General features: G+C 62.4%; 15 protein-coding genes. 2 read left to right on the top strand and 13 right to left on the bottom strand.

What is annotated here, in order from left to right:
* Positions 1-201: 201 nt before the first annotated feature.
* Both B5G09_RS12690 and B5G09_RS12685 read right to left on the bottom strand, forming a co-directional pair.
* Positions 202-1,017, bottom strand: a complete 816-nt coding sequence (locus B5G09_RS12690) for an SDR family oxidoreductase (RefSeq protein WP_087405458.1) — start codon at positions 1,015-1,017, stop codon at positions 202-204.
* Positions 1,018-1,033: 16 nt separating this feature from the next.
* Complete coding sequence (locus B5G09_RS12685) at positions 1,034-1,819, bottom strand: MBL fold metallo-hydrolase (RefSeq protein ID WP_087405457.1); 786 nt, start codon at positions 1,817-1,819, stop codon at positions 1,034-1,036.
* A 161-nt stretch (positions 1,820-1,980) separates the two neighbouring features.
* Here B5G09_RS12685 and B5G09_RS12680 point away from each other — a divergent pair, with 161 nt between their 5' ends.
* Positions 1,981-3,972 (top strand): glycoside hydrolase family 97 protein, encoded by a 1,992-nt coding sequence (locus tag B5G09_RS12680; RefSeq protein ID WP_087405456.1) that lies wholly within the window; start codon positions 1,981-1,983, stop codon positions 3,970-3,972.
* A 205-nt stretch (positions 3,973-4,177) separates the two neighbouring features.
* Here the strand turns inward: B5G09_RS12680 and B5G09_RS12675 are convergent, their stop codons facing one another.
* The 8 genes from B5G09_RS12675 to B5G09_RS12640 all read right to left on the bottom strand — a co-directional run bounded on the left by B5G09_RS12675 (position 4,178) and on the right by B5G09_RS12640 (position 13,291).
* Positions 4,178-4,471, bottom strand: a complete 294-nt coding sequence (locus B5G09_RS12675) for a PG0541 family transporter-associated protein (RefSeq protein ID WP_087309135.1) — start codon at positions 4,469-4,471, stop codon at positions 4,178-4,180.
* A 53-nt stretch (positions 4,472-4,524) separates the two neighbouring features.
* Positions 4,525-7,668, bottom strand: coding sequence for an efflux RND transporter permease subunit (locus B5G09_RS12670; protein ID WP_087405455.1), 3,144 nt, complete (start codon positions 7,666-7,668; stop codon positions 4,525-4,527).
* A 12-nt stretch (positions 7,669-7,680) separates the two neighbouring features.
* Complete coding sequence (locus B5G09_RS12665; protein ID WP_241147677.1) at positions 7,681-8,694, bottom strand: efflux RND transporter periplasmic adaptor subunit; 1,014 nt, start codon at positions 8,692-8,694, stop codon at positions 7,681-7,683.
* Between the two features lie 34 nt (positions 8,695-8,728).
* Positions 8,729-10,048, bottom strand: a complete 1,320-nt coding sequence (locus B5G09_RS12660) for a TolC family protein (RefSeq protein WP_087309132.1) — start codon at positions 10,046-10,048, stop codon at positions 8,729-8,731.
* 25 nt (positions 10,049-10,073) lie between these two features.
* Complete coding sequence (locus B5G09_RS12655; protein ID WP_087309131.1) at positions 10,074-10,709, bottom strand: TetR/AcrR family transcriptional regulator; 636 nt, start codon at positions 10,707-10,709, stop codon at positions 10,074-10,076.
* A 148-nt stretch (positions 10,710-10,857) separates the two neighbouring features.
* Positions 10,858-11,043 carry a DUF4855 domain-containing protein gene (locus B5G09_RS12650; protein ID WP_087405454.1) on the bottom strand — a complete coding sequence of 62 codons (186 nt, stop codon included), beginning with the start codon at positions 11,041-11,043 and terminating at the stop codon, positions 10,858-10,860.
* On the bottom strand, positions 10,980-11,372 hold the full coding sequence (locus B5G09_RS14000) for a DUF4855 domain-containing protein (protein ID WP_162608284.1): 393 nt from the start codon (positions 11,370-11,372) through the stop codon (positions 10,980-10,982). The genes B5G09_RS12650 and B5G09_RS14000 overlap by 64 nt, the downstream gene beginning before the upstream one ends.
* Before the next feature lie 230 nt (positions 11,373-11,602).
* Positions 11,603-13,291, bottom strand: coding sequence for a peptide MFS transporter (locus B5G09_RS12640; protein ID WP_087309129.1), 1,689 nt, complete (start codon positions 13,289-13,291; stop codon positions 11,603-11,605).
* A gap of 241 nt (positions 13,292-13,532) precedes the next feature.
* Here B5G09_RS12640 and B5G09_RS12635 point away from each other — a divergent pair, with 241 nt between their 5' ends.
* A complete protein-coding gene (locus B5G09_RS12635) occupies positions 13,533-15,578 on the top strand; it encodes an alpha-amylase family glycosyl hydrolase (RefSeq protein ID WP_087405452.1) in 2,046 nt (681 codons plus the stop codon).
* Between the two features lie 258 nt (positions 15,579-15,836).
* Here B5G09_RS12635 and tpx read toward each other — a convergent pair whose 3' ends face one another.
* The 3 genes from tpx to B5G09_RS12620 form a co-directional block, all read right to left on the bottom strand.
* Positions 15,837-16,349 (bottom strand): thiol peroxidase, encoded by a 513-nt coding sequence (gene tpx / locus B5G09_RS12630; protein WP_087405451.1) that lies wholly within the window; start codon positions 16,347-16,349, stop codon positions 15,837-15,839.
* A gap of 280 nt (positions 16,350-16,629) precedes the next feature.
* Positions 16,630-17,943 carry an amidohydrolase gene (locus tag B5G09_RS12625; RefSeq protein ID WP_087405450.1) on the bottom strand — a complete coding sequence of 438 codons (1,314 nt, stop codon included), beginning with the start codon at positions 17,941-17,943 and terminating at the stop codon, positions 16,630-16,632.
* Positions 17,944-17,965: 22 nt separating this feature from the next.
* Positions 17,966-18,442 (bottom strand): DUF1573 domain-containing protein, encoded by a 477-nt coding sequence (locus tag B5G09_RS12620; RefSeq protein ID WP_087405449.1) that lies wholly within the window; start codon positions 18,440-18,442, stop codon positions 17,966-17,968.
* Positions 18,443-18,449: the final 7 nt, after the last annotated feature.

Raw genomic sequence — 18,449 nt, 5'->3', positions numbered from 1 at the left:
GGGTGAGGGGTGTTGGGAGCGTCGGGGCGGAAAGACAAGGATGCCGGGGCGGAGAGGCAAGGGCGTCGGGGCGGAAAAGCAGGAGGCAGGGAAAGGAAGGCATGAGGCAAGCAATCCCGTCTCCGGCAGGCGGGAAGGCAACAAACGAGAGGGGCCTTCTCACCGAGAAGGCCCCTCTGTGGCATGGCTTCGGCCGCTACGCTACTTGAGCGGCGAATCCGGCTCGCGCGACATCACCAGATAGAACATCCGGTCAAGGAACGCCGGAGCGAATTTCTTCACGAAATGCGTCGCACGCCCCTCGATCTCCATCAGACACAACCGTTTGCGGCGCACAATGCCGCGACCGACGATGCGGGCCACCTCTTCGGCCGTCATCATCTTCGACTCGTCGCGCGGCGTCTCACCCTGCTGCGCCCCATGGGCCGTCAGCGCCGAGAAGCGCACGTTCGAGGCCGTGAAGCCCGGGCAGGCGATCATCACGTGGAGCCCCTTTTTCAGATTCTCGATGCGCAGCGTCTCCAGAAAGCCCGTCATGGCGTATTTCGACGCCGAATAGCCCGTACGCCCCGGCAGTCCGTGCAGCCCGGCCACGGACGAGATGCCGACAATCGAGCCCTTCGTCGCCTGCAGATAGGGCAAGGCGTACTTGCAGCAGTTGACCGTGCCCCAGAAGTTGACATCCATCAGGCGGTGGAGCACCTCCAGGTCGACATCGTCGAAGAGCGCCCGCATCGAGATGCCGGCGTTGCAGATCAGCACGTCCAGCCGCCCGAACTCCCGGATGGCTGTCTCGATCAGCGCCCGGCACTCCTCGGGTTTCGTCACATCGACGCCACAGAAGGCCGCCGCTCCGCCCTGCGAGCGGATCTCGTCGGCCAGCCGGCGGAGTTTGTCCTCGCTCCGGGCCCCGAGCACCACCCGGGCCCCCTGGGCCGCATATACCTTGGCCATCGCCTCGCCGATGCCCGACGAGGCTCCCGTGATGACAATCACGCGATCTTTCAATGTCTTCATAGCGTATTTTCGTGTTTCAATCTTCGATCTCGACCTCCAGCATATCGCAGGCCATCCGGACACCCGCGGGGAGCTTCGGCTCCGTCTCGGCCTGCAGCCCGATGTCGTGGGACATGTGCGTGAGCCACGCCCGACGGGGTTCGACGCGGCGGATCAGCGACAGCGCCTCGGCCACGTTGAAGTGCGAGTAGTGCTCCTTGAAGCGCAGGGCGTTGACCACCAGCGTATCCACCCCGCGAAGCTTCTCCACCTCCCGATCCTCGATCGTCTTGAAATCCGTCAGGTAGGCCAGCGGCCCGATGCGGTAGCCCGTCACGGTGAAGCGTTCGGAGTGGTGTCCCGAGACGGGGACGATCTCCACCCCCTTCACCGTAAAGGGGCGCGTGACGTCGATCTCGTGGAGCTCGATCTCGGGGACGCCGCGGTACTTGTCCTGCGCAAAGGCATAGTCGAAATCCTTGCGCACACAGGCCAGCGTCCGCGGCGAGGCGTAGATGTCGACCCGATGGATCGTCGGCGGATAGTCGACGAAATTGAAGGCCCGCACGTCGTCCAGACCGCCGATATGGTCCTTGTGCTCGTGCGTAAGCAGGATGCCGTCGAGATGGCTCACCCCCGTGCGGAGCATCTGGTAGCGGAAATCGGGTCCCGCGTCGATCACCAGCCGCACACCGTGCGTCTCGACCATGGCCGAGGTCCGCAGACGGTGATCGCGCCGGTCGGGCGACGTGCAGACCCGGCAGCGGCATCCGATCACGGGCACGCCCTGTGAGGTTCCGGTTCCCAGAAAAGTGAGCTTCATGTCGGCAAAGGTAAGCATTTTCGGGCAAACCGCCGCATGCCCGGCCCGCAAAATCGCGATGCACGGAATCGGACCGAAACTCCGAAAAAGAGCTTGCAGAAACAGTATTTATTTATTAAGTTTACAAACTCGAAATCAAACCCAAAACAGTTTAAACCCGAATGAAAAAAACTTTGCTGCTTGCCGCCGCCCTGCTCGTCACGGCAGCCCTTCCGGCTCAAAAACGCTACACGCTCGCATCGCCCGACGGCGCCCTGCAGACGACCGTCTCCGTCGGCGGAGAACTCTCCTACGACATCCGCCTCAACGGTCGTACGCTGCTCGAACCTTCGCCCCTGTCGCTAAGGTTGAACAACGGCTCGGTCTGGGGTCCCGATGCCCGCGTTGCCAAGGCGTCGCAATCGTCGGTTGATCAATGGGTCGCTTCGCCCTTCTACCGCGCCGATTCGATCCGCGACCACTACAACGCCCTCACGCTCCGCATGAAGGGCGGCTGGGAGGTCGAATTCCGCGCCTACGACGACGGCGTCGCTTACCGCTTTGTCAACCGTTCGAAGAAACCCTTCGCCATTCTGAACGAAGAGGTCGCCTATCGCTTCCCCGAGGACTTCACGGCCACGCTGCCCTACGTGCGGGCCGGAGAGGACGGCGACTGGGAAAAGCAGTACTTCAACTCCTTCGAAAGCACCTACACCGTCGCACGGCTCTCGCAACTCAAAACCGGACGCCTGGCCTTCCTGCCGCTCGTCGTGGATGCCGGCCGGCAGGTGAAGATCTGTCTCACGGAGAGCGACCTGCGCGACTATCCCGGACTCTACCTCCGCAATCCGGACGGCGGAAACAACCTCTGCGGACAGTTCGCTCCGTGTCCGATCCGCACCCGGCCGGGCGGCTACAACGGAATCGAACATGTCGTGCTGGAACGCGCCGTCCATATCGCCGATGTTCCCGGACCGCGCACCTTCCCCTGGCGCGTCGCCATCATCGGAAACGATGCCGGAATTGCCGCCTCGAACCTGAGTTATCTGCTCGCCGAGCCTTCGAAGATCGACGACCTGTCGTGGATCCGCCCCGGAAAGGTCGCCTGGGACTGGTGGAACGCATGGAACCTTGCCGGCGTTGACTTCCGGGCCGGCATCAACACCGAAACCTACAAATACTACATCGACTTCGCCGCCTCGCAGGGCATCGAATACGTCATCCTCGACGACGGCTGGGCTGCCGGAAAGGGCGCCGACCTCATGCAGATCAATCCCGACATCGACCTGCGGCAGATCGTCCGGTACGCCGATTCGAAGGGCGTCGGGATCATTCTCTGGGCCGGATTCCACGCCTTCCAGCGCGACATGGAGGAGGTGTGCCGCCACTACGCCGAAATGGGCGTCAAGGGCTTCAAGGTCGACTTCATGGACCGCGACGACCAGCAGATGACCCTCTTCAACTCCCGGGCCGCCGAAACCGCCGCCAAATACCACCTCATCCTCGACCTGCACGGAACCCACAAACCCGCCGGACTGAACCGGACCTGGCCCAACATCCTCAACTTCGAGGGCGTACACGGACTGGAGCAGATGAAATGGAACTCGTCGAAGGTCGACCAGATGAAATACGACGCCACGATCCCCTTCATCCGTCAGGTCGCCGGCCCGGTGGATTACACGCAGGGCGCCATGATCAACGCCACGCGCCAGGGTTTTCACCCCAACTACACGGAGCCGATGAGTCAGGGCACGCGGTGCCACCAGCTGGCCCTCTACGTCGTGCTGGACTCCCCGCTCAACATGCTCTGCGACTCCCCGACGAACTACCTCCGCGAAGAGGAGTGCACGTCGTTCATCGCCCGGATCCCCACCGTGTGGGATGAAACCCGGATTCTGGACGGCCGCATCGGCGAATACATCGTCACCGCACGCCGCAAGGGCTCAACGTGGTACATCGGCGGCATCACCGACTGGACGCCCCGCGACCTGAAGATCGACCTCTCGTTCCTGGGCGGCAGTCTCCAGGCTGAACTCTTCCGCGACGGGGTGAATGCCGACCGCAAGGCCTCGGACTATCGCCGCGAAGAGATCCGCATCGATACCGCCGAGCCGTTTGCCGTCCATCTGGCGCCGGGCGGCGGATTCACGCTGAAAATTCAACAGGGGGAATAAGCCCCGGACACTCGAAAAGGCCCCCGTACGACGCATCGTACGGGGGCCTTTTCTTGCCGGCAGAGAGGACCTTTGGATGGCGGCGGGAGAGCCTTGCCGTGCCGGCGGAAGGAGTTTCCGTCATCCCGGCAGGAGGGACCCTGTCATCCGGCGAGTGGGTCTTAACTCCCCGGCGGGTGGGTCTTGGTCCCCCGGCGGGTGGGATTCAGAAGCCCCCTTCGACGGTCCAGTAGAAGGCGCGCGAACCCTGCATCCGGGTCGAGGCATCCAGTTCGCGCAGGGCCGTCATCAGCGGTTCGAGCTGTTCGTCGTCGATGATGGCCAGAATCGAGGCATTCATCGACGGCCAGGCGTGCGTCCCGTAGTGGGGTTCGCCGTCCACTGAGCCGCGGCCCTGGGTCAGGGCCCACTTCGTGAAACCCCGGATCCCCTGCTCGTCAAGAATGGCGTGCACACGATCCGTCAGTGCCTGGTTATAGGATAAAAATACGGCTTTCATGGTATGGTTGGTTCTCGTTGTTTGTTGTCCGTTCTTGTGCAGGGGCCGGCCGGTCAATGGCTCCCGGCCTGGTGCATGGTCGCCTGACGGGCCAAACGACGCTGCTCGCGACGCCGGGAACGGTGGACCAGAATCGAATAGAGCACCGGCACGATGAAGAGCGTCAGGATGGTCGAGAAGGTCAGTCCGCCGATCACCGCAATGCCCATCGGCTGCCACGTCTCCGAACCGGCTCCCGTGCCGATGGCCAGCGGCAGCATGCCCAGCACCGTCGTGAACGAGGTCATCAGCACCGGACGCAGACGGCTCTTGCCGCCCGCTATCACCGCCTCGAAGACCCCCGACCCCCGTTCGATCAGCAGGTTCATGTAGTCCACCATCACGATGCCGTTCTTCGTCACGATGCCCACCAGCATAATCGCACCGATCAGTGCGATGAGCGACAGCGGCGTCGAAGTCAGCCACAACGCCAGGAAAACCCCCGTGAAGGCAAACGGAATGGTGAACATGATGATGAAGGGGAACTTCAGCGACTCGAACTGCGTGGCCATGACGATGTAGACCAGAATGACGATCAGCACGAACAGCGTCAGCAGATCCGAGAAGGCATCGCCCTGATCCTCGACCGTACCGCCCACCTCGAGATCCACGCCGTCGGGCGTCGGGTAACCGGCAATCAGGCGGTTGAGTTCGGCCACCACGTCGCCCAGCGCCACCCCCGCACCGAGCGTCGACTCGACGGAGATGACCCGCTGACGGTTCTCGCGCTCGATCATCGGCGCCGCATACTCCTCCTCGACGCGTCCCACCTCCTTGAGCTTCACGGGACGCCCCTGAGCGTTGTAGAGCGTGATGTTCTCGACATCCTCCACCCGCGTGCGGAACGGTTCGGCGTAGCGGACCACAATGTCGTATTCGTCACCGTCCTCGCGGTATTTCGAGGCCACCAGCCCGTCGATGCGGTTGCGCACGGCCTGCGAGGCCGTCGCACTGTTCATCCCGTAGTAGGCCAGCCGCTCGCGGTCGAAGACCACGTTGTACTCCGGGCGCAGGTCGTCGCGCGAGAGCTTCACGTCGCGCACCCCCGGCAGCGCGCGCATCCGCTCCTTCAGATCGTTCGCCACGGCATTCGTCACATCCATGTCGTAGCCGAAGACCTTCACGTCGGCCGTCGCCGCTCCGCCGACCATGCCGCCCATCGCTCCGCCCGGCGTGACCGTATACTGCCGGATCTCGGGTATGCGGTCCAGATCCTGACGCAGCAGGTCCGAAATGACGTAGATCGACCGCTCACGCCCCTCGACGTCGGTCAGTCGCAGGTTGTAGTTGATGAGGTGCGAACCGGTGGTCTGCATCGCCGCAAAGGCATCGTCCGACGAGTTGGCTCCCGCCGAGGCCGAAACCAGCACCACCTCGGGATATTTCGCGTAGAGAATGCTGTCGATCTGACGGGCGATGCGCGAGGTGTACTCCACCGAAACGTTCTGTTCGAGTTCGACCGTCGCCGCAATGCGGTTGTTGTCCGACGGCGGGAAGAACTCCGTCGGGACCTGCGTCAGCAGCCCCAGCGAGAGCACGAAGAGCGACATCATCGAGATGACCGTCAGCCGGCGATGGTGAACCACCCAGTCGAGCGAACGCGCATAGGCATTGTCGAGCCACGCCAGCGCCCGGTCGATCGGTTTGTAGACGACGCCCAGTCCGCGGCAGGTATGGACGCCGCCCTCGCGTTTGAGCAGGTAGGCCGACATCATCGGCGTCAGCGTGATGGCCGCCGCCGTCGAGACGCACACCACGATCGTCACGATCCACCCCAGCTCGCGGAACAGAATGCCCGCCATGCCCGGAACCAGCGTCAGCGGCAGGAACACCGCCACAACCACCAGCGTCGTGGCAATGACCGACAGCCACACCTCGTTGGTGGCGTAGATCGAGGCCTCCTTCGGCGTCGAACCCCGCTCGATATGGGTGGTGATGTTCTCCAGCACCACGATGGCATCGTCGACCACCATGCCGATGGCGATCGACAGCGACGAGAGCGAGATGATGTTGATCGTCGAGTCCGTGGCGAAGAGGTAGATGAACGAACAGATCAGCGAGACGGGGATCGTCATGCAGATGATCAGCGTCGCCCGCCAGCGCCCCAGGAAGATCATCACCACCAGCACCACGAAGATAAAGGCATAGAGAATGGTCTCCGACAGCGACCCGATGGCATCGGTGATCTCCTGCGAACCCTCGAAGATCAGCTCCATCTTCACGTCGCGCGGCAGACTCTTCTGGATGGCCGGCAGCCGCGACTCGATCTCGCGGACGATATTGACCGTATTGGCCCCCGACTGCTTCTGGAACATCACCCGAACGCCCCGCTGGCCGTTGACCCGCTCATCCATGGTGGCCTTCTCGAGCGTGTCGCGGATCTCGGCCACGTCCGAAAGCATCACCGTGCGTCCCCCGGCGTTCGACACCACCACCTGGCGCAGTTCGTCCGAAAGGCGGAACTCCCCGTCAGCCTTGATGTTGAACGTATTGTTGCCGATGTCGATCGTGCCGCTCGGGATGTTGACATTCTCCGCGGCGATGATCTGCCCCAGCTGCTCGACCGTCAGGTTGTAGGCCTCCAGACGCGCCGGGTCGACATTCACCTGCACCTCGCGCTCCGGGGCCCCCATCACCGTGACGGCCCCCACGCCGTCGACCCGGTTCAGGACGTTGACCAGCTTGTCGTCGAGAATCTTGCTCAGCGCCGGATAGCTCTCCTCGGCCGTCACCGCCAGCATCATGATCGGCATCATCGACGACGAGAACTTGAAGATCGTCGGGTACTCGATCCCGTCGGGCAGCAGCGACTGCACGCGCGACACCGCATCGCGGATCTCGTTGGCCCCCTCGTCGAGGTCCGACCCGTACTCGAACTCCACGGTGATCATCGAGACGTTGTCCTGCGATTTGGAGGTCAGCTTCTTGAGGTTGCTCACCGTATTGAGGTTGTCCTCCAGCACGCGCGTGATGTTGGTCTCGATCTCGGCGGCGTTCGCTCCGGGGTACATCGTGATGACCGAGATCTGCGGAATCTCGATCTCGGGATACTGGTCCACAGCCAGGTTCTTCAGCGAGAAGAGCCCCAGCACCATCACCCCGACAAATATCAGCACCGTGGAGATCGGCTTGCGTACGGCACTTTCGTAAATCTTCATCGGCTGTCGCTTTTACTCCTGTTTGACTTCCACCGGCGCCCCGTCGTAGAGTTTCGACAGCGCCGTCACGGCCACCTGCTCGCCCGCGGCCACACCCCGCAGGATGTCGACCCGGTCACCCACCTGGCGTCCCACCTCCACCGAACGCCGTTCGGTCACCGAATCCCCCACGATGACGTAGAGGTAGCGTTCGGCCGACCCCATCTGCTTCTGCACAGCCACGTCAGGGACCATCACCCCCGGTTTGCTGCCCATGTCGAACCGCGTGCGGGCGTACATCCCCGGGCGGAGGATCCCCTCGGAGTTCGGCACGCGGACCTCCACCTTGAAGGTCCGCGTCGCCGGGTCCAGCGCCGGATAGATCAGCGACACCTCCCCGGCAAACGCCTTCTCGGGGAAGATTTCCACCTGCAGCTCGACCGGCATACCGACCTTCACCTGCGGAAAGAACTGCTCCGAGATGTTGACGATGACCTTCAGCGGATTGATCTGCATGATGTGCAGGATCGGCTGCTGCGCGAAGAGGTCGCCCGATTCGTAGTTGCGCGCCGTGACCACCCCCGTGATCGGCGAACGCACCTCGATGTTCTTCTTCAGGTTGGCAACCACCTCGCGCTGCACGTCCAACTGCGCCCGCGCCTGTTCGATCTGCTGCGCCGAGATGCCACCGGCCTCGTAGACCGGCAGCAGGCGGTTGTAGTCGCTCTCGATGGTCTGCAGCTGGACGAGCTGCTGCGTATACTGCGTCGGGTCGAGCGAAACGACCAGCTCTCCGGCCTGCACCTCGTCGCCCACCTCAACCCAGATGCGGTCGATATGCACGCCCGTGGCCGCCGGCGTGATGTCGTTCTCGCGGTAGGGTTCGATCTCCGAGGTGAACTCCTCCGTCAGACGCACCGTCGTACTGTCGGCCGCCACGCAGCGTGTCAGCACCCCTTTCGTCTCCGTTGCGGGGCCCGCACCCCGGTTGCCCGTGCAGCCGGCCGTCAGGGCGGCCGCCGCCATCATCCACAGCATCTTTTTCATGGTTCTGTCCTTGCCGTTTGTCCGTTATTCGATGTCATTGTTCCCGCCCCACGATCCGGTCGTACTCGGCCTTGGCCGAAAGGTAGTCGTAGATCGCCTGCGAATAGTTCAGCTGCGCCTGGGTCTGCGACAGCTGGGCGCTGTTCAGTTCGAGGATCGTCCCCGCTCCGGCCCGGTAGCGCGTGTCGGAGATCCGGTAGGCCTTGCGCGCCTGTTCGACGGTCAGCTCCTGCGCGAACATCGTCTCGCGCGCCGTCAGCAGGTCGTTCAGCGCCGAGCGCACCTGCACGTCCAGCTGCTGCCGCGCATAGGTGCGCTGCAGGGAGGTCTGCGCAATCTGGTTCTTCAGCTCCCGCGACCGGTTCATGCGCGTCAGACCCGCAAAGACCGGCACCGACAGCTGCACCCCCACCGAGATCGGATGGGTCCAGAAATAACGCGAATCGTCCCCGCTGCCGAAACCCATGAAGGGCTCCATGTCGTTGCCCGTCCAGGAGGCCGTACCGAAGGCCGCCAGCGTCGGCAGACGTCCGGCGTTGGCCGCCCGCAGCGACCGCCTCAACAACTCCTCCTGCAGTTCGAGCGTGCGCAGGCTGCTGTTGCGCGACACGTCGGCCGTCAGACCGTCGGTCCCGGCCAGCACCTCGCCGCGCAGCGCGTCGAGCGACCCCTCGACCTCGATCTCCACCTGCTCGGGGATCGACAGGTACATCTTCAGCATCAGCTTGGCCAGCTTGATCGAATTCTCGGTCTGGAGGATCGTCGGCCGCAGGTTGCTCAACTGCACCTGGGCCGTCAGCAGGTCATACTCCGACATCAGGCCGTGGTCGTACTGCACCTGCGTGTCGTCGACCGTGCGCTGCACCGTGGCCTCCGATTCGCGCAGCACCGCCAGCGACTGTTCGGCCAGCAGGATGTTGTAGAAGGCCTTGCGCACCTCGGCCACCAGGTCGATGCGCGACGAACGCGCCGCCTCGACCGCCGCCGCACGCTGTGCGTCGTTCATCTTCAGCGTCCGGTAGACCGACGGCGCAAAGAGCGGCAGCGTCAGGTCGCCCTGCAGCGCAAAGGTGTTGTCGGCGCCGAACGACAGCCCGCCCCGCATCTCCGACTTGACGATCGAACGCGTATAGTTGCCCGAAGCCGTGAGCTGCGGCAGCAGCGATCCCCACGTCTGGCGCCGCACGTAGTCGTAGCGCGCGACCTCCATGTCGGCCACCTTCACGGTCGGGTTCTCACTCAGGGCCAGTTCGAGCGCCTGCTCCAGCGTCAGGCGCATCTGCCCCGCCGCATCAGAAACGCCCGCAAGGAGAGCAAGCATCCCCACGGCGAGCGTATACAGCATTTTCTTCATGGCGTGTCGGATGTTTTGTCATGAGCTAAGATTTCGGCACTCCGCAGGCCGGCGAAACGTAGCGTTTGCGGTAGTCGTCGACCAGCCGCAGCCCCTCGGGGGTCGATATCCCCCGGAAAAAGGTGCTGACGACCTGCAGGTAGGCCTCGCGTTCGCTCATGCCGTCGGGCAGCAGCAGATCCTTGCGGTCGGTGACCGCCGAGGCCGTATAGTAGAGGACCGAAATGGCCAGCTCGATATTGATCGTCGCGACAAACAGACCATCGGCAATGCCCCGTTCGAGCATCTGTCGCAAGTCGCGACGGCTCTTGGCCGAGCCTTCGCTCATCAGCCGATCGTACACCGCCGGATAGAACTTCCGCAGGCTGTTCAGCAAGCGATGGACGGACTCCGAGTCGTTCAGCACGCAGTCCAGGACCCGGAACATCGCCTCGAGGACATTGCCCGCACCGGCTCCGGCCCGTTCCCGTTCGAGGCGTTTGCATTCGAACCAGTGTTCCATGGCCAGATAGAGCAGGCTCTCCTTGTCGCCGAAGAGCTCGTAGAGCGTACGTTTCGAGACGCCCAGCTGACGGGCGATATCGTCCATGCGGACGGATTTGATCCCCTCCGACACAAACATCTGCATCGCCTGAGCGACGATACGATCCTTCTGATCCATGGTATAGAGTGTTGTCCGAATACAAAAATAAAAAATAAACCGGAAAAACCAAAAGAGTTTTCCGGTTCGTCCCGCAAAGATTCGGCCAAACCGTCGCCCGGCCGGGCCCGCCCCATTCCAAACGGACCTGTCCCTTTCAAAAAAAGCCCTACTCGCAGTAGAGCGAGTGAATATCGTCGCAGGTGGAGTATTTCATGTTCCGCACGGCATCGTCGCCCACATAATAGGCCATGTTCTGTGTCTCCCGGGCGCCGTACCACTTGAAATACTTCATGTAGCTGCGCAGACGGTTGGCCTTGACCGGATCGTTGAGCAGCGTGTCGTCGAACTCCATCTTTGAGGCTGCTCAGGTAATCTCTCGAAATAGCAGTCGATCAGCGCCTGCCAATCCTCCTTGTGGGCCGAATTGAGGCCATACCCGCCGGCAAAGGCCCTTTCGGTGGCCACCACCCCGTTGTACTGCCCCGAATACATGAACTCCAGGAGCAGGAAGGCATCGAAAAGCAGATGCTTCCCGTCGTCGGGGTTCGTGTGGTTGGAATAGACCGAATGGAGCAGGCTCCGCCCGACCCCTTCGAGCCGTCCCGAACCCAGCACGCCGACAATCGAGCCGAACAGCGCGCACATCGACCGCTCGATTTCCATGTTTCGTTTGGGTTCCATCATCTCTTGTCCGGTTTGTTCATCTTATTAAACAGCCGGCTATCTTACACTACAACAACCTGAAATACAATACAATAAATAAAACACACCCGTGTTTATACAAAAAAATCACCCGTTATCGGAGGGAGTCTCTCAAAGGACAAGTTAACCGGAGTCTGAACACCGGTCGATGATGCAAAGACGGGCCCGGACGACTGATCGTCCGGGCCCGTCTTCAGTGCAGGTCGGCCTCAGGCCGCCGTGGCATTTTCGAGTTTGCGCATGATCGAGAAGATGAAGAGCGCCGAGAGCAGGCACAGCACGATCAGCACGCTCCAGACCATCCACAGCGCCATGCCGCTGCCCCACAGATAGCCGATCAGCGAGGTGGCGTAGTTGCCGATGGCCGTGGCGGCAAACCAGCAGCCCATCATCATACCCTTGTACTTCGGAGGGGCCACCTTCGAGACAAACGAGATTCCCATCGGCGAGAGCAGCAGCTCGGCGAACGTCAGCACCAGATAGGTCGAAATCAGCCAGTTCTGCGAGACAAACTGATCACTCGCCCCGGCAGCCTTCACCTCGGCCGGCGACATCAGTCCCACCGAACCGATGGTCAGGATCAGGAAGCCCAACGCGGCGATGATCATACCCAGACCGATCTTGCGCGGAGCCGAGGGCTCCTTGCCCTTGCGGGCCAGGGCCGTGAAGATGGCCACCGAAATCGGCGTCAGACCCACCACGTAGAAGGGGTTGAACTGCTGGAACTCCTGCGGCAGGATGTGAACCGGATCGGGCGTAAGCGTATAGCGGTAGATCAGCACGCCGGCGGCTACGACCACGGCGGCGGCCGAGATCAGTTTGCCGCGCCCCTTCTCCGACTGGAAGAAGCCCACGATGCCGTAGACTCCCACCAGCACCAGCACCAGATTGAAGATATCGAAGCCCATGCGCGTAATGCCCGTCGCCTCGGAGGTCGTGTAGTCACGCGCGAAGAAGGTCATCGTCGAGCCGTTCTGGTGGAAGGCCATCCAGAAGAAGATCACCACCGCGAAGACAAGCATCAGCGCCGTGATGCGCGACTTGGTCTGTGCCGGAGTCAGTTCGGCCGTCTTCACGCCGGCGGAGGTGGCGGCGGCTGCCTGCTGCTTGGCCGTCACGTCGGCATGCTTGAACGTCTTGCGGAAGCCCACGTAGATCAGGTAGGAGACAACCAGCGAGAGGCACGCCACACCAAAGCCCATGTTGTAGGCCGTCGAAAGCTTGTCGATATAGTGGCGCGAGAATTCGCCCAGATCGGTGATCGTCGTACTCATCGAGGCGGCCAGCTCCTGCAGTTTGGCCAGCGGTTCGGCGGGCATCTGCCCGCCCAGCTCGAGGTACTGGTGAGCCAGGGCCGGGATCTGTCCGTTGTAGATCAGACCGTCCTGGGCCAGGAAGTGGTTGGTGATCCATTTGGCCATGCCCGGAGCGAACATCGCGCCGATGTTGATGGCCATATAGAAGATCGAGAAGGCGTTGTCGCGTTTGGCCTGGTAGGCGGGGTCATCGTAGAGGTTGCCCACCAGCACCTGGAGGTTCCCCTTGAAGAGGCCCGTACCGCAGGCGATCAATGCCAGGGCGCCAAACATCATCGCCTGACCCGCAAAGCCCGTACCCGTCGGGATCGAGAGCAGCGCATAGCCCGCGAACATCACGAAGATTCCCAGCGTGACCATCTTTCCGAAGCCGAACCGGTCGGCCAGAATGCCGCCGAAGAAGGGCATGAAATAGACCGCAGCCAGGAAGATGCCGTAGATCTGGGTCGTAACCGCTTCGGTATAACCGAATTTTGCCTGCAGAAACAGCGTGAAGATCGCAAGCATGGTGTAGTAGCCGAAGCGCTCGCCCGTATTGGCCAGCGAAAGGGCGTACAAACCTTTGGGTTGTCCTTTGAACATAGTTGATTTTGGATTTTAGAGAGTGGTTCTTTTTTTGGTTTGACGACAAATTTAGAAATTTTTTCGAGATTTTCGAAGAACACAGGTTACCGTTTCGCAAAAAATGGGCCCCAAAATCCGCATTTTTTACCGACCGACCCCGCCGTTCTGAAAAAAATCCGCTCCCGATCCGACAAAAAACTCCCCGGCAGATGATGCCCGGCTCCGGGATTTTTCGTACATTTGTATAAACGACTCCCCTATGGAAAAAGAGAATACGACCCCGAAACGACTCCCGATCGTCGAACACGACGAGTGGCTGCGGCCCGTCGAGGAGCAGATGAACGCGCGCCATGCCCGCTACGAGGCCAAGATGGCGGAGATCCTCCGCTCGGCCGGTTCGATCGTCGACTACGCCAACGGTTACCGCTACTACGGCTGGCAGTGGGACCCCACGCTCGACGGATGGTGGCTGCGCGAGTGGCTGCCCGGAGCGCAGGACGTCTACGTCTTCGGCGACTTCAACAACTGGCAGCGCACCGAGATCCGCATGCACCGTGACCAGGCCGGTGTCTGGAGCGCCTTCTTCCCCGCGGCGATGTACCGCGACCGACTTACCCACGGATCGCTCTACAAAATCCACGTCCACGGCGATAACGGCTGGATGGACCGCATCCCGGCCTATGCCCGCCGCGTGGTGCAGGACGAGCAGACGAAAAACTTCACCGCCCAGTTCTGGCAGCCGGCCGAGCCCTTCGACTGGCAGGGCGACGCCTTCGACGCCTCGACGCTCGGCAGCCTGCTCATCTACGAGGCGCACGTCGGCATGGCCCAGGAGCGCGAAGGGGTGGGCACCTACCGCGAATTTACGGAGAAGATCCTCCCGATCATCAAGCGCGACGGCTACAACGCCGTGCAGTTGATGGCCATCGCCGAACACCCCTACTACGGTTCGTTCGGCTACCACGTCTCGAGCTTCTTCGCCCCCACGTCGCGCTGCGGAACCCCCGAGGAGCTGAAGGAGCTGATCCGCCGCGCCCACGAGATGGGGCTGGCCGTCATCATGGACCTCGTCCACGCCCACTACGTCAAGAACCTCAACGAGGGAATCAACGAACTCGACGGTACGGACCACCTCTACTCGCGTCCGGGCGAGGAGGGAAACCAGCCCTACTGGGATTCGAAACTCTTCGACTACGGGAAACAGGAGGTGCAGCACTTCCTGCTCTCGAACGTCAAGTACTGGCTCGACGAATTCCACTTCGACGGATTCCGCTTCGACGGTGTCACCTCGATGATCTACCACCACCACGGTTACGTCACGTTCGATTCGCGCGACCGCTACTTCGACGCCGGCGTCAACGAGGATGCCATCACCTACCTCACGCTGGCCAACCGCCTGATCCACGAATTCCGCCCGGCGGCCGTCACCATCGCCGAGGACGTGAGCGGAATGCCCGGCATGTGCATCCCGATCGACGACGGCGGCATCGGATTCGACTACCGCCTCGGCATGGCCATCCCCGACTTCTGGATCAAGCTGCTGAAGGATATTCCCGACGAGGAGTGGAACATCTGGGAGATGTGGTCCGTCATGACCGACCGTCTGCCCCAGGTCAAGACCGTCGCCTACGCCGAATCGCACGACCAGGCCCTCGTAGGCGACAAGACCATCGCCTTCCGTCTGATGGACAAGGAGATGTACTTCCACATGGACCGCGCCTCGCAGAACCTCATCATCGACCGCGGCATGGCCCTGCACATGATGATCCGGCTGATGACGATCTCCACCGGCGGACAGGCCTACCTCAACTTCATGGGCAACGAGTTCGGGCACCCCGAGTGGATCGACTTCCCGCGCGAGGGCAACGGCTGGAGCTATGCCCATGCGCGGCGGCAGTGGTCGCTCTCGCGCAACCGTCTGCTGCGCTACTCGTGGCTGGGGGATTTCGACCGGGCGATGATCCAGCTGGTCAAGAAATACAGGGTCCTCGCGGACGGCTATCCGTGGAACCTGCTCATGGACGAGCACAACAAGACGATGGCCTTCTCGCACGGACGGCTGCTCTTCGTCTTCAACTGGCACCCCACGGCCTCGATCCCCGACTATGAATTGCCGGTGCAGGGCCCGGGCAAGTATGTGCCGATCCTCTCGACCGACGAGCGGCGTTTCGGCGGGCAGGAGCGGCAGTCGATGGACTCGGAGCACTTCTCGTTCAACGTCACGGGCGACGACGGGAAGGAGTACCCCCGCATCCGCATCTACAACACCTCGCGCACCGCAACGGTCTACCTGCGCAAGCGGTAGCAGGCCGGAGGAGGGGCTGCAGGAGGGGGCTGCAGGAGGGGGCTCGTAAAGGGGCAACCCGGCAAAGGGACGAACCGGCAAAGGGATGAACCGGCAAACCGACAAAGGGGCATCCGGCGAAGGGACATCCGGCGAAGGGACAATCCGGCCAAAAAGCAATCCGGCAATGCACCGGCGATATCCGCAAAAAAAGGCGGCGATCCGCATGGGATCGCCGCCTTTCTCCATTCAGTGAGCCGGAGTCATCCGCCCGGGTCTCTACGCGCCAACCAGCGTGCGGGCCACCTCAAGCGCCGCCTCGTAATCGGGCTCATGCGTCACCTCGGGGACATACTCCACGTAACGCACCCGATCGTCCCGGTCGACCACCACCACGCCCCGGGCCAACAGCCGGAGCCCCTCCAGCACAAAGCCGTACTTCATGCCGAAATCCAGCTCGCGGTAGTCCGACAGGACATGCACCCGGTCGATCCCCTCGGCCGCGCAGAAACGTTTCTGCGCAAAGGGCAGATCCACCGAAATCGAGATCACAACCACCTCGTCGCCCAGCTTCGAGGCCTCGCGGTTGAAGCGGATGTTCTGCAGCGAGCAGACCGACGTGTCGACCGACGGGAAGATGCTGTAGATACGCACCTTGCCGCTGAAGCGATCCGACGGTACCGGCTGCAGCGCAGCATCGGTCAATGTAAACGAAGGGGCCTTCTCCCCCACCTGGCAGTGGCGGCCCTCCAGCTTCACGGGCCGGCCGCCGAATGTCACCTGATAATCCATCTCGTAAAATTTAGTTAGGTTTTAAAAATTTTCCCGCAAATCCGGTGCCGCAGCCATTTGCCGCCAGCATCCGCAAAGACTCCCGTCCCAGGGTCCCGATATCCGGCATGCATGCCGGAGTCGGACACCGCAACGGCCGATCGGCGGAAGAAGGGAGAGGCGCCAAACACAAGATCAACCGACTGTCGCAATCAGCCGGCCACGAAATCACCCAAACGCAGGATCAACCGGTCGTCGTGGGATCAGCCCGCCGTCGTGGGATCAGCCCGCCGTCGTGGGATCAGCCGGCCGTCGTGATGCGGCGCACCGCCTCGCCTACCCGGGCGTAGAGATCCGGCAGATCCACCCCGGCAATGCGGCGGTTCTCGACAACGATCCGTCCGTCGACCACCACCGTCTCGACGTCCGAAGCCTTGCCGCAGTAGGCCAGATTCGACACGACGTTGTGAATCGGCTGCAGGTGGGGTTTCTGCAGGTCGACGACAATCAGGTCGGCCAGCGCCCCTTCGCGCAGTACGCCCAGCTCCCCGTCGGCATACCCCATGGCCCGGGCTCCGTTGGCCGTGGCCATCCGCAGCACCTCCCAGGCCGGGAGGGCCGTCGGGTCTCCCGTAGCGGATTTCTGCAGGAAGGCCGCCGTACGCAACTCCTCCCACATGTCGAGGTCGTTGTTCGAACAGGTGCCGTCCGTGGCCACCGTCACCAGAGCCCCGACCCGAAGCATCTTCTCCACGGGAGCGACGCCGCTCGAGATCTTCATGTTGCTCTGCGGATTGTGCGATACGGTCACCCCCCGTTCCACGAGCGTCGCCAAATCGGAATCCGTGACATGGACACAGTGGGCGCCGATCATATGCGGTCCCAGAAGCCCCAGGGCATCGAGGTGTGCGACCGGCGTGCGGCCATAGCGCTCGCCCACGATCCGGATCTCGTCACGCGTCTCGGCGATATGGGTCATCATCCCCAGATCGAGCCGCTCGGCCAGCTCCCGCCCCCGCACCAGATTCTCCGGCGAGACCGTATAGGCCGAATGGGGCGCCACGGCGATCCGCACACGGCCGCTTCCGGCGGCGGCCCGTTCGACGGCCCGCTCCACCTGCGGGAAGACCTCCCCGATGTTCGAATCGAAGTAGTTGCAGCCCAGCACCGCCCGGATCCCCAGCCGCTCGGCCACCTCCACGCACCGATCCTCGTCATAGTACATGTCGACGAACGACGTCACGCCGCCCAGCAGCATCTCGACGATGCCGAGCGTCATGCCCAGCGCCACCTCGTCGGGCGTCTGCCGCGACTCGAAGGGCCAGATGTAGTCGTTGAGCCACTCCATGAGCGTGATGTCGTCGGCATAGCTGCGCTGAAGGGTCATGCCGGCGTGGCAGTGGGTGTTGATCAGTCCCGGCATGAGGAGTTTGCCGCGGCAGTCGATCTCGCGCAGACCGGCGTGTGCCGTGCGGAATGCCGCAGCCTCCGTCTCCGAGTCGGTAACCAGCGTCAGGCGGTTTGCGTCGACGCCCACCCAGCCCCGGAACGTGCGGGGGGCATCCTCCGCCGAGGTCATCGGCAGAATCGTAGCATTGGAAAAGAGTAGTGCCATCGTATTATATAGATATATGGTATTATTTGTTTCTGGGTTTCGGGGTTTTCGGACGCGTCTCCCGGCTGCGTTCCAGCTCCTCGTCGTCGAGCGAATTGCCCTGCACGGTGAGGATGTCGCGCCCGTCAACCGAATTGGAGTAGATCTGGATCACCTTGTTGAAGGCGCCGGGTTCACTCTTGTGCGGCTCGTAGATGATGCGGATCGCCCCCGAATCGGCCGGAGCCACGGGGCGCTTCGAGAACGACGCCCGGATGCACGAACACGACGTGATGACGCGCACCAGCACCAACGGCCGTTCGCCGTCGTTCACAAAGCGGAATTCGTGCACCAGATCGTCGCCCCGGCGCGGCACGTCGCCGAAATTCCACGACGTCTCCTCCAAACACAGATGGGCGCCCGCTCGCTGCGGCGCCTCACGACCCGCACGGGCGGGTTTTGCCGCGTAGGCCCCCGTCATGAGGAGGCTCCCGAGCAGCACGAGCAAAATTCGTTTCATCGGTTCG

Source organism: Alistipes sp. An54, from assembly GCF_002159375.1.
In the GTDB taxonomy this organism is placed as follows: Bacteria; Bacteroidota; Bacteroidia; order Bacteroidales; family Rikenellaceae; genus Alistipes; species Alistipes megaguti.
The sequence above is the reverse complement of the archived record's forward strand: the minus strand, read 5'-3'. Positions and strand labels throughout refer to the sequence as shown.